General features: G+C 70.0%; 6 protein-coding genes. 5 read left to right on the forward strand and 1 reads right to left on the reverse strand.

What is annotated here, in order from left to right; genetic code table 11:
* Positions 1 to 232 precede the first annotated feature (232 nt).
* The 3 genes from rpoB (at position 233) to ABD993_RS16690 (ending at position 8,644) form a co-directional block, all read left to right on the forward strand.
* Complete coding sequence (gene rpoB / locus ABD993_RS16680; protein ID WP_345418634.1) at positions 233 to 3,742, forward strand: DNA-directed RNA polymerase subunit beta; 3,510 nt, start codon at positions 233 to 235, stop codon at positions 3,740 to 3,742.
* Between the two features lie 42 nt (positions 3,743 to 3,784).
* Entirely contained in the window at positions 3,785 to 7,687 is a 3,903-nt protein-coding gene (locus ABD993_RS16685) for a DNA-directed RNA polymerase subunit beta' (protein ID WP_345418637.1), read from the forward strand.
* Positions 7,688 to 7,954: 267 nt separating this feature from the next.
* Positions 7,955 to 8,644 carry a helix-turn-helix transcriptional regulator gene (locus tag ABD993_RS16690; RefSeq protein WP_345418640.1) on the forward strand — a complete coding sequence of 230 codons (690 nt, stop codon included), beginning with the start codon at positions 7,955 to 7,957 and terminating at the stop codon, positions 8,642 to 8,644.
* Here ABD993_RS16690 and ABD993_RS16695 read toward each other — a convergent pair.
* Positions 8,629 to 10,956 (reverse strand): alpha/beta hydrolase fold domain-containing protein, encoded by a 2,328-nt coding sequence (locus ABD993_RS16695; RefSeq protein WP_345418643.1) that lies wholly within the window; start codon positions 10,954 to 10,956, stop codon positions 8,629 to 8,631. The two genes, ABD993_RS16690 and ABD993_RS16695, sit on opposite strands and share 16 nt — an antisense overlap.
* A 486-nt stretch (positions 10,957 to 11,442) precedes the next feature.
* Between ABD993_RS16695 and rpsL the strand changes: the two genes are divergently transcribed.
* Together rpsL and rpsG are read left to right on the forward strand one after the other, a co-directional pair.
* Positions 11,443 to 11,817 carry a 30S ribosomal protein S12 gene (rpsL, locus tag ABD993_RS16700; RefSeq protein ID WP_093076962.1) on the forward strand — a complete coding sequence of 125 codons (375 nt, stop codon included), beginning with the start codon at positions 11,443 to 11,445 and terminating at the stop codon, positions 11,815 to 11,817.
* A 1-nt stretch (position 11,818) separates the two neighbouring features.
* Positions 11,819 to 12,289 carry a 30S ribosomal protein S7 gene (gene rpsG / locus ABD993_RS16705; RefSeq protein WP_345418648.1) on the forward strand — a complete coding sequence of 157 codons (471 nt, stop codon included), beginning with the start codon at positions 11,819 to 11,821 and terminating at the stop codon, positions 12,287 to 12,289.
* Positions 12,290 to 12,329: the final 40 nt, after the last annotated feature.

Genomic DNA, 12,329 nt, shown 5'->3' on the forward strand with positions numbered 1-12,329 from the left:
AAGTCTCGCACCGGATTCTCGCCGGTGGAAGAAGGTCCGTCATCGTGCTCGGCGGACCTGGACCGGCGGTCGCGCCCTGACAACAGACGGCGAGTTCAGCTCCCCGGCACGACCCGAGACGTCATCTGCATCGGACCGGACGCACCGACCACCTCGGTGCGGACGACGACGACGGTAGCGCCTGCGGGGCCGGATTCGCCAGACGAGAGCGTAGTTCTCGGAAGGACGCATCTTGGCTGTCTCCCGCGCCACCGTGACCACTGCGAACCCTGGGAACGTCGTGTCGGCGAACCCGAACTTCCCTGGCGCACCCACCCGTGTCTCCTTCGCGAAGATCGCTGAGCCGCTGGAGGTCCCCGACCTCCTCGACCTGCAGATCCAGTCCTTCCAGTGGCTGGTCGGCGACGAGGCCTGGTTCCAGCGCCGGATCGACGCCGGGGACGAGAACCCCGTCGGCGGTCTGGAGGAGATCCTGACGGAGATCTCTCCGATCGAGGATTTCTCGGGTTCCATGTCGCTGTCCTTCTCGGACCCGCGCTTCGACGAGGTCAAGGCCTCCGTCGAGGAGTGCCGGGACAAGGACATGACCTACGGCGCCCCGCTGTTCGTCACCGCGGAGTTCACCAACAACACCACCGGCGAGATCAAGAGCCAGACGGTGTTCATGGGTGACTTCCCGGTGATGACCGACAAGGGCACCTACATCATCAACGGCACCGAGCGCGTCGTCGTGTCGCAGCTCGTGCGGTCGCCCGGCGTGTACTTCGACCACGCCATCGACAAGACCACCGAGAAGGACGTCTACTCGGTCAAGGTCATCCCGAGCCGTGGCGCCTGGCTCGAGTTCGACGTCGACAAGCGGGACACCGTCGGTGTCCGCATCGACCGCAAGCGCCGTCAGCCGGTCACCGTGCTGCTCAAGGCGCTGGGCTGGTCGGCCGAGCAGATCCGGGAGCGCTTCGGGTTCTCCGAGACGATCCTGGCCACGCTGGAGAAGGACCACACCGCCGGGCAGGACGAGGCGCTGCTGGACATCTACCGCAAGCTGCGTCCGGGCGAGCCGCCGACCCGCGAGTCGGCGCAGACGCTCCTGGAGAACCTGTTCTTCAAGGACAAGCGCTACGACCTCGCCAAGGTCGGCCGGTACAAGATCAACAAGAAGCTGGGTCTGTCGGAGCCCACCTCGGTCGGCACGCTGACCGAGGAGGACATCGCCACGACCATCGAGTACCTCGTCCGGCTGCACGCGGGCGAGACCTCGATGACCGCGCAGTCCGACGGGCGGGACATCCCCGTCGAGACGGACGACATCGACCACTTCGGCAACCGGCGCCTGCGCACCGTCGGCGAGCTCATCCAGAACCAGGTCCGCGTGGGCCTGTCCCGGATGGAGCGCGTCGTCCGTGAGCGGATGACCACGCAGGACGTCGAGGCGATCACCCCGCAGACCCTGATCAACATCCGGCCCGTCGTGGCCGCGATCAAGGAGTTCTTCGGGACCTCGCAGCTGTCCCAGTTCATGGACCAGCACAACCCGCTGGCCGGTCTGACGCACAAGCGGCGTCTCTCCGCGCTGGGCCCGGGTGGTCTGTCCCGTGAGCGGGCGGGCTTCGAGGTGCGAGACGTGCACCCGTCGCACTACGGCCGCATGTGCCCCATCGAGACCCCTGAGGGCCCGAACATCGGCCTGATCGGCTCGCTGAGCACGTTCGCTCAGGTCAACCCGTTCGGCTTCATCCAGACGCCGTACCGCAAGGTCGTCGAGGGCCGGGTCACCGAGCAGATCGACTACCTCACGGCGGACGAGGAGGACCGGTACGTCGTCGCGCAGGCGAACGCACCGCTCAACCCGGACGGCAGCTTCACCGAGGAGCGGGTCCTGGTCCGCACCAAGGGCGGCGAGGTCGACCTGATCACGCCGAACGGCGTCGACTACATCGACGTCTCGCCGCGCCAGATGGTGTCGGTGGCGACCGCGCTCATCCCGTTCCTCGAGCACGACGACGCGAACCGCGCCCTGATGGGCGCGAACATGCAGCGCCAGTCCGTGCCGCTGCTCCGTTCCGAGTCGCCGCTCGTCGGTACCGGGATGGAGCTCCGCGCCGCGGTGGACGCGGGAGACGTCGTCGTCACCGAGAAGGCGGGTGTGGTCGAGGAGCTCTGCGCCGACTACATCACCGTCATGGCGGACGAGGGCACCCGTCAGACGTACCGGCTGAACAAGTTCCGGCGCTCGAACCAGGGCACCTGCAACAACCAGAAGCCGATCGTCGACGAGGGCCAGCGCGTCGAGGTGGGGCAGGTCCTCGCGGACGGGCCCTGCACCGAGAACGGCGAGATGGCCCTGGGCAAGAACCTGCTCGTGGCGATCATGCCGTGGGAGGGCCACAACTACGAGGACGCGATCATCCTGTCGCAGCGCCTCGTGCAGGACGACGTGCTCACCTCGATCCACATCGAGGAGCACGAGATCGACGCCCGGGACACCAAGCTCGGCGCCGAGGAGATCACCCGGGACATCCCGAACGTCTCCGAGGAGGTCCTCGCGGACCTGGACGAGCGCGGCATCATCCGGATCGGCGCCGAGGTGCAGCCCGGCGACATCCTGGTCGGCAAGGTCACGCCCAAGGGCGAGACCGAGCTGACCCCGGAGGAGCGCCTGCTCCGCGCGATCTTCGGCGAGAAGGCGCGCGAGGTGCGCGACACGTCGCTGAAGGTGCCCCACGGCGAGAACGGCAAGGTCATCGGCATCCGCGTGTTCTCGCGGGACGACGACGACGAGCTGCCCCCCGGCGTGAACGAGCTGGTCCGCGTCTACGTGGCCCAGAAGCGCAAGATCTCCGACGGCGACAAGCTCGCCGGACGCCACGGCAACAAGGGCGTCATCGGCAAGATCCTGCCCGCCGAGGACATGCCGTTCCTGCCGGACGGCACCCCGGTCGACATCATCCTGAACACCCACGGTGTGCCGCGACGGATGAACATCGGCCAGGTCCTGGAGACCCACCTCGGGTGGATCGCCAAGTCCGGCTGGGAGATCGAGGGCAAGCCCGAGTGGGCGGCCAAGATGCCGGAGGAGCTCTACTCCGTCCCGCCGAACACGAACACGGCCACCCCGGTGTTCGACGGCGCCAAGGAGAACGAGATCACCGGGCTGCTGTCGTCGACCCGGCCGAACCGGGACGGCGAGCGCATGGTCGGCCCGGACGGCAAGGCGCAGCTGTTCGACGGGCGTTCGGGCGAGCCGTACCCGTTCCCGGTGGCCGTCGGCTACATGTACATCCTGAAGCTCGCCCACCTGGTGGACGACAAGATCCACGCGCGCTCCACCGGCCCGTACTCGATGATCACCCAGCAGCCGCTCGGCGGTAAGGCCCAGTTCGGCGGCCAGCGCTTCGGTGAGATGGAGTGCTGGGCGATGCAGGCCTACGGCGCGGCCTACACGCTGCAGGAACTGCTCACCATCAAGTCGGACGACGTGGTGGGTCGGGTCAAGGTCTACGAGGCCATCGTCAAGGGGGAGAACATCCCCGAGCCGGGCATCCCGGAGTCGTTCAAGGTGCTGCTGAAGGAACTTCAGTCGCTCTGCCTGAACGTCGAGGTGCTCAGCTCCGACGGTGCCGCCATCGAGATGCGCGACACGGACGACGAGGACCTCGAGCGCGCCGCGGCGAACCTGGGCATCAACCTGTCCAGCCGCCCCGGCAGCGACTCGATGACCGTCGACGACGTCGTCAACTAGTAGACGCGACCCCGACCCGACGAAGGAACAGAGGCTCACTCAGTGCTCGACGTCAACTTCTTCGACGAGCTGCGGATCGGTCTGGCCACCGCCGAGGACATCCGCCAGTGGTCGCACGGCGAGGTCAAGAAGCCGGAGACCATCAACTACCGCACCCTCAAGCCCGAGAAGGACGGACTCTTCTGCGAGAAGATCTTCGGCCCGACCCGGGACTGGGAGTGCTACTGCGGCAAGTACAAGCGCGTCCGGTTCAAGGGCATCATCTGCGAGCGCTGCGGCGTCGAGGTCACTCGCGCCAAGGTGCGGCGTGAGCGGATGGGGCACATCGAGCTGGCCGCCCCGGTCACGCACATCTGGTACTTCAAGGGTGTGCCGAGCCGGCTGGGCTACCTGCTCGACCTGGCGCCGAAGGATCTCGAGAAGATCATCTACTTCGCGGCCTACGTGATCACCTCGGTGAACACCGAGCTGCGTCACCAGGACCTGTCCACGCTCGAGAACGAGATGAGCGTGGAGCGCAAGCGGGTCGAGCAGCGCCGCGACGGCGACCTGGAGGCCCGGGCCCAGAAGCTCGAGGCCGACATCGCCGCGCTCGAGGCGGAGGGCGCCAAGAGCGACGTCCGCCGCAAGGTCAAGGAGGGTGGCGAGCGCGAGATGCGCCAGCTCCGCGACCGGGCCCAGCGCGAGCTGGACCGACTCGACGAGATCTGGACGACCTTCTCCAAGCTGGCCGTCCAGCAGCTCATCCCGGACGAGGGCCTCTACCGCGAGCTGTACGACCGGTACGGGGACTACTTCACCGGGGCCATGGGCGCCGAGGCGATCCAGAACCTGCTGCAGACCTTCGACATCCCGGCCGAGGCCGAGAAGCTGCGCGAGATCATCCGCAGCGGCAAGGGGCAGAAGAAGCTCCGCGCCCTCAAGCGCCTCAAGGTCGTCGCGGCCTTCCAGACCACGGGCAACTCGCCCATGGGCATGGTGCTGGACTGCGTCCCGGTCATCCCGCCGGACCTGCGTCCCATGGTGCAGTTGGACGGTGGCCGCTTCGCCACGTCCGACCTGAACGACCTGTACCGCCGGGTCATCAACCGGAACAACCGCCTCAAGCGACTGATCGACCTCGGCGCGCCCGAGATCATCGTCAACAACGAGAAGCGGATGCTGCAGGAGGCCGTCGACGCGCTGTTCGACAACGGCCGCCGCGGCCGTCCGGTGACGGGCCCTGGCAACCGGCCGCTCAAGTCGCTGTCCGACCTGCTCAAGGGCAAGCAGGGCCGGTTCCGCCAGAACCTGCTCGGCAAGCGCGTCGACTACTCGGGCCGTTCGGTCATCGTCGTCGGCCCGCAGCTCAAGCTGCACCAGTGCGGTCTGCCCAAGCAGATGGCGCTGGAGCTGTTCAAGCCGTTCGTGATGAAGCGGCTGGTCGACCTGAACCACGCGCAGAACATCAAGTCCGCCAAGCGGATGGTGGAGCGCGGGCGCTCGCAGGTGTGGGACGTGCTCGAGGAGGTCATCTCCGAGCACCCCGTGCTGCTCAACCGTGCGCCCACGCTGCACCGCCTCGGCATCCAGGCCTTCGAGCCGCAGCTGGTGGAGGGCAAGGCCATCCAGCTGCACCCGCTGGTCTGCGAGGCGTTCAACGCGGACTTCGACGGTGACCAGATGGCGGTCCACCTGCCGCTGTCGGCCGAGGCCCAGGCCGAGGCCCGGGTGCTGATGCTCTCGAGCAACAACATCCTGTCGCCCGCGTCGGGTCGCCCGCTCGCCATGCCGCGGCTGGACATGGTCACGGGTCTGTACCACCTGACCCGTGAGCGCCCGGACGCGTTCGGGCACGGCCAGTCGTACAGCTCGGTCGCCGAGGCGATCATGGCGTACGACCGCAAGGCCCTGCACCTGCAGGCGCCCATCAAGATCCGGCTGCCCGGGGTCGCCCCGATCGCCGGCATCGAGGTGCCCGAGGGAGACGTCTGGCTCGCCGAGACGACCCTGGGTCGCGTGCTCTTCAACGAGCTCCTCCCGGCGGACTACCCGTTCGTCAACGAGGCGCTCCCGAAGAAGCGCCAGGCCGCGATCATCAACGACCTGGCCGAGCGCTACTCCATGACCGAGGTCGCGCAGTGCCTGGACCGCCTGAAGGACGCCGGGTTCTACTGGGCCACCCGGTCCGGCGTCACGATCGCGATCGACGACGTCGTGGTGCCGCCGAACAAGCAGCAGATCCTCGACGGCTACGAGGCCAAAGCCGACCAGGTCAACAAGCGCTACGCCCGTGGTGCGCTCTCCCACCAGGAGCGCAACGACGAGATGGTGAAGATCTGGACCCAGGCGTCCGAAGAGGTCGCCAAGGCCATGGAGGACAACTTCCCGGACGACAACCCGATCCCGATGATCGTGAAGTCGGGGGCCGCGGGCAACATGACGCAGGTCCGGCAGCTCGCCGGTATGCGTGGTCTGGTCGCGAACCCCAAGGGTGAGTACATCCCGCGCCCCATCAAGGCGAACTTCCGCGAGGGTCTGTCCGTCGTCGAGTACTTCATCTCGACGCACGGCACCCGGAAGGGGCTGGCGGACACCGCGCTGCGGACCGCCGACTCGGGCTACCTGACCCGTCGTCTGGTGGACGTCTCGCAGGACGTCATCGTGCGCGAGGTCGACTGCGGCACCACGCGTGCGGTCAACATGGCCGTCACCGAGGAGACCGCGGACGGCACCCTCATCCCGCACCGCTACATCCGTACCTCCGTGTACGCGCGGTGCTCGGCCGAGGAGGTCCGCGACTCGGCGGGCAACATCATCGTCGAGAAGGGCGGGGACCTCGGGGACCCGGCGCTGGACGCCCTCGTGGCGGCAGGCGTCCGGAGCATCCGGGTCCGCAGCGCGCTGACCTGCGAGTCCGGTACCGGCATCTGCGGCATGTGCTACGGCCGCTCGATGGCGACCGGCAAGCTGGTCGACGTGGGCGAGGCCGTCGGCATCGTCGCCGCCCAGTCCATCGGTGAGCCCGGCACGCAGCTGACGATGCGGACGTTCCACCAGGGTGGTGTCGCCGGTGACGACATCACGACCGGTCTGCCCCGTGTCACGGAGCTCTTCGAGGCCCGTGTCCCGCGCGGTAAGGCGCCCATCGCGGACGTCGACGGCCGGATCCGCATCGAGGACGGCGACCGCTTCTGGAAGATCACCCTCACGCCGGACGACGGCGGCGAGGAGATCGTCTACGAGAAGCTGTCGAAGCGTCAGTGGCTGGCCATGACCACGGTCGACGGCGAGGAGCGCCCGCTCCGCGACGGCGACCACGTCGAGGTCGGGCAGCTGCTGCTCGAGGGCACGGCGGACCCGCACGAGGTCCTGCGCGTCATGGGCCCGCGTGAGGTGCAGCTGCACCTCGTGCGTGAGGTGCAGAAGGTGTACCGCACGCAGAGCGTGGACATCCACGACAAGCACATCGAGGTGATCGTCCGGCAGATGCTCCGCCGGGTCACGATCATCGACTCGGGGGCCACCGAGTTCCTGCCGGGCGCGCTCGCCGAGCGCGGCGACTTCGAGTCGCAGAACCGGCGCGTGGTGGCCGAGGGCAACGAGCCGGCCTCCGGCCGTCCGGTGCTCATGGGGATCACGAAGGCCTCGCTGGCCACGGAGTCGTGGCTGTCCGCGGCCTCCTTCCAGGAGACCACCCGGATCCTCACCGATGCCGCGATCAACGGAAAGCGCGACAAGCTCGTCGGGCTCAAGGAGAACGTGATCATCGGCAAGCTGATCCCCGCCGGTACGGGGATCGGCCGGTACCGCAACATCCAGGTGCAGCCCACGGAGGAGGCCCGCGCGGCCGCCTACGCGCTGCCGAGCTACGACGACGGCTACTACAGCCCCGACGTGTTCGGCACGGGCACCGGTGCCGCGGTCCCGCTGGACGACTACGACTTCGGTCGCGACTACCGGTAAGCAGAACGACTCCGACGGGGCCGGTCACCGAGAGGTGACCGGCCCTTCGGCGTTCACGGTGGTGTCCGACGCCGAGGGGCACCCCCGCCCACCGTCGGGCGAGGGTGCCTCCGGGGGGACGGACGTGCCCCACCGTCCCCGGCGGCCGCGTGGCCGCCGGTCGGCACGTCGTCGTGCCCTGCCGGCGGCACCCCCCACTGCGGGCGCGGCCTGTCATACTCCGGTTCATCCGGTCGTCCCTGCTAGTACCCGGGTGAGTACTTCGACGTGAACGCCGTCCATGCGGTCGCGGGCAGACTGGCCGCGACCCGGTCCGAGGCCGAGCTGCGTGCCGCGTACCTGCGCCACGTGGGCTCCCTCGTGGGCGCGGAGGTGCACAGCATCTACCTGCACGGCCCGGACGGGCGGCCGGTCAGCGTGGACGCCGCGGGGATCCCCGAGCGGGTGCTGCAGCGCTACGAGGAGATCGGGCGCGCCGAGGATCCCGTGCTGGGGCTGATGGTGGCCGAGCACGTCCCCGTCAGCGCGCTGGACCTGCTGGGGGAGCAGGGCTGGCACTCGTCGGCGCTCTACGACCACGTCATGGGGCCCGCCGGGCTGGAGCACTACATCGTCGCCCCGCTGCTGGGCGGCGGTCGGATCGTGGGCACCCTCGGGTTCTGCAGGCACGCGTCGGCGGCCCCGTTCGGGGCGGCGGACGTCCGCCACGCAGGCGCCCTGGCCCACCACGTGTCCGCGCTGGTGGCCGGACTGCAGGGGCGCCCGGCGGCGGTCCCGCTGACCGACCGGGACCGGGAGATCGTGGCGCTGGTGGCTCGGGGGCTGACGAACGCCGAGATCGGGCACCGGCTGCACATCTCGCCGAACACCGTGAAGCAGACGCTCAAGCGGATCTTCGCCCGGCTGGGCGTGCGCAGCCGGGCCGAGCTCGTGGCCCGCGCCTACCCGATGACGTAGTCCGCCGGGTCCAGCGCCGCGGTGCGTCGGGCGTACTCCCGCATGGTCCCCGGCCAGTTGTTCGTGATCCGTCCGGTCTCCGTGCGGTACCAGCTCGCGCACTCGGTCCACACGCTGTCGCCGAGCCGGGACTGCATCTCCACGTCGTACGCGGTCGCCGCATCGGGGCGCACCTCGACGGTGCGGGCGCCTGCGGCCAACCTGCGGATGCCCTCGCGGGCGTGCCGGATCTGGCACTCCAGCATGTGCACGATCGACCCGGAGCCGACGTTGGTGTTGGGGCCGTAGAGCAGGAACAGGTTCGGGAAGCCCGGCACCGTCACCCCGAGGTGGGCCCGCGCGCCGTCTCGCCACTGCGCGGACAGCTCGCGGCCGTCCCGGCCGACCACGCGCATCGGGGCCAGGAAGTCCTGGGTGCGGAAACCGGTGCCGAACACGATGACGTCCGCCTCGTGCAGGGTGCCGTCCGCGGTGCGGACGCCCGTCGGGGTCACCTCCGCGATCTTCTCCTCGGTCAGGTGCACCCGGGGCCGGGCCAGGGTGCGGAACCAGTCGGAGGAGAACAGGATCCGCTTGCAGCCCACGGGATAGTCCGGCTCGAGCCGCTCCCGCAGCACCGGGTCGGCGACCTGGCGGCGCAGCAGCGCCCGGTGCACGACGGGGAACGGCGCGGCGATCGCCCGAACCCGGGTCAGGCCCAGCGCGCCCGCCTCGAAGAACGCCGTCCAGCCGAGCCGGGACAGCTTGTGCCACAACGGGAACCGGCTGAACAGGCGGTGCGCGCGGGGGCCGTACGCGGCGTCGGGCTTGGGCAGGATCCAGGCCGCGCTGCGCTGGAACACCGTGACCTGCGCGGCCTCGCGGGCGATCTCCGGGACGAACTGGATCGCGCTCGCCCCCGTCCCGATCACCGCGATCCGCTTGCGGCGCAGGTCCACCGAGTGGTCCCAGCGAGCCGAGTGGAACGCGGGCCCGATGAAGTCGTCCAGGCCGGGCAGATCGGGGACGGCGGGGTGCGAGAGCTGGCCGCACGCGGACACGAGTGCCTCCGCCTCGACGGCTCCCTCGCTGGTCGCGAGCCGCCAGAGCGCCGCGGCGTCGTCCCACACCGCGTCGGTCACCTCGGTGCCGGTGTGCAGCACGGCGTCGAGCCCGTGCTCGGCGGCGACCCGCTCGAGGTACTGCAGGATGTCCGGCTGGACCGCGTAGCGCCTGCTCCACTCCCGGCCCTGGGCGAAGGAGTACGAGTAGAGGTGGGACGGCACGTCGCAGGCGGCCCCCGGGTAGGTGTTGTCCCGCCACACCCCGCCCGGCCGCTCGGCCTTCTCCAGCAGCGTGACCTCGCCGAGGTCGTCCTCGCGCAGGGCCACGCCCATCCCGATGCCCCCGAACCCGGCTCCGACGACGGCGACCCGCACCCGTCGGGCGGCGAGGTCCCGGCGCAGGGCCAGGCCGAGGTCCCGCAGGTCGGTGTGGGCCCGGTCGAGCACGCCCGCCTCGGTGACGTGGTCGTGCCACATCCCCTCGGAACGGGTGTAGGTCACCGTGCCACCGGCCTCCCGGAGCCGGGCGACCAACCGGTCCGCGTCCCCGACGAGCACCTCGTCCGCCCCGGCGACCACGTGGACCGGCGGGAGCGCGGACAGGTCGGCCTCGAGCGGGCGCAGCTCGGCGGGCACCGGCCTGCCGCCCAGGTAGGCCCGCAGGCCCGCGCGGAGCAGCTCGGGGCCGAGCATCGCGTCGGACGCCGCGTGGGACTCCAGGTGCGGGTCGGTGAGCGAGAGGTCGACCCACGGGGAGATCAGCCCGATCGTCGCGGGGAGTGGGGTCCCCTTGTCCCGCAGTCTGAGCAGCAGCGCCACCGCGAGCCCGGCGCCCGCGGAATCTCCCGCGAGGGCGAGGCGTTGAGCAGGGAGTCCCGCGTCGAGCAGGCGCACGTAGGCCTGCTCCGCGTCGTCCAGTCCGGCCGGATACGGGTGCTCGGGTGCCAGGCGGTAGTCGAGCAGCTCCACCGGGGCGCCCGCGGCCTCGCTCAACCAGGCCGCGAGCGAGCGGTGCGACCACGGGGACCCGGTCAGGTAGCCGCCGCCGTGCAGGAACAGCACGACGCGGTCCCGGTCGGCGCCGGGGGTCCGCACCCGCAGGCCCGTCGGGGTCCGCTCCGTGCGGGTCCCGCGGGGCACCGGGAGCACCCGGCCCTGGAGGTCGAGCAGCCCGCGGGCGACCGGCAACGGGAGCCTGGGGGACAGCGACACGGAGGAGAGCAGTCGGGTCGCCGCACGGACAGCGGCACACGGCAGTGTGAGGCGCACGATCGGGAGGGTAATGACGCAGGTCAGCGGCGCCGACGGGGCGTGCGGGCCAGACCTGGCCCCCGCAGGGCCCGGTGGCGACCGGGGTGCGGCGAGCGGGAGACGATCTGCGACGAGCGGGTGAGTCGGCTTGCCTGTCGCCTGCCGGATGCGGCACCCTTCCGGCAACGCGGCGATGACCGGCACGTGGCCGCCCGATGCCCGCGGGGCACGGGTGTGGACCCGTTTTGACCCTCGTCAGACGGGCCGCGTACGCTTGGTCCGTGCGCGCGTTCTCGCGCGCCTCGACGTCCGTCCCGGACGCCCCGCGGAGTTCCCCGATTCCGCGGTCGGTGCACGGGCCGCGACACGCCCGACCCCGTGGTTCGGCACCCGGAGTGGAACCGGAGCCCCCGGACCTGGTCGGACGGCACGATCCGCCCACCCGGGCAGCCGCCGGGGTGAGACACCTGAGCAGCATCAGCAGGGAAAGAGAACAGAGGGTTCATGCCCACGATCCAGCAGTTGGTCCGCAAGGGCCGCGAGGACAAGGTCTCCAAGACCAAGACGGCAGCGCTGAAGGGTTCGCCCCAGCGCCGCGGCGTCTGCACCCGCGTCTACACCACGACCCCGAAGAAGCCGAACTCCGCGCTGCGGAAGGTCGCTCGCGTGAAGCTGAGCAGCGGCATCGAGGTCACCGCCTACATCCCGGGTGAGGGCCACAACCTGCAGGAGCACTCCATCGTGCTCGTGCGTGGCGGCCGTGTGAAGGACCTGCCGGGTGTCCGGTACAAGGTCATCCGCGGCTCGCTCGACACCCAGGGCGTCAAGAACCGCAAGCAGTCCCGTAGCCGGTACGGCGCGAAGAAGGAGAAGAGCTGAGATGCCTCGCAAGGGCCCCGCTCCGAAGCGTCCGCTGGTCAACGACCCGGTCTACGCCTCCCCGCTGGTGACACAGCTGATCAACAAGGTGCTCAAGGACGGCAAGCGCTCGCTCGCCGAGCGGATCGTCTACGCCGCGCTCGAGGGCACTCGCGACAAGACCGGGGCCGACCCGGTCGTCACGCTCAAGCGCGCGCTGGACAACGTCAAGCCCGCCCTCGAGGTCCGCAGCCGCCGTGTCGGTGGCGCGACCTACCAGGTCCCGGTCGAGGTGCGTGCCGTCCGGCAGACCACGCTGGGGCTGCGCTGGCTGGTCAGCTACGCGGGCCAGCGGCGCGAGAAGACCATGGTCGAGCGCCTCATGAACGAGCTGCTCGACGCGAGCAACGGCCTCGGCGCCAGCGTGAAGCGGCGCGAGGACATGCACAAGATGGCGGAGTCCAACAAGGCCTTCGCCCACTACCGCTGGTGACGAGCCGACCGGCCCGCGCCAACCTGGTCTAGGGAGAGCT

Source organism: Pseudonocardia xishanensis (assembly GCF_039541715.1).
GTDB classification, from domain to species: Bacteria; Actinomycetota; Actinomycetes; order Mycobacteriales; family Pseudonocardiaceae; genus Pseudonocardia; species Pseudonocardia xishanensis.

Excerpts from the sequence above, each read along its gene's own strand:
- rpsL (WP_093076962.1), top strand. The coding sequence starts at position 11,443 with ATGCCCACGATCCAGCAGTTGGTCCGCAAGGGCCGCGAGGACAAGGTC.
- rpsG (WP_345418648.1), top strand. The coding sequence starts at position 11,819 with ATGCCTCGCAAGGGCCCCGCTCCGAAGCGTCCGCTGGTCAACGACCCG.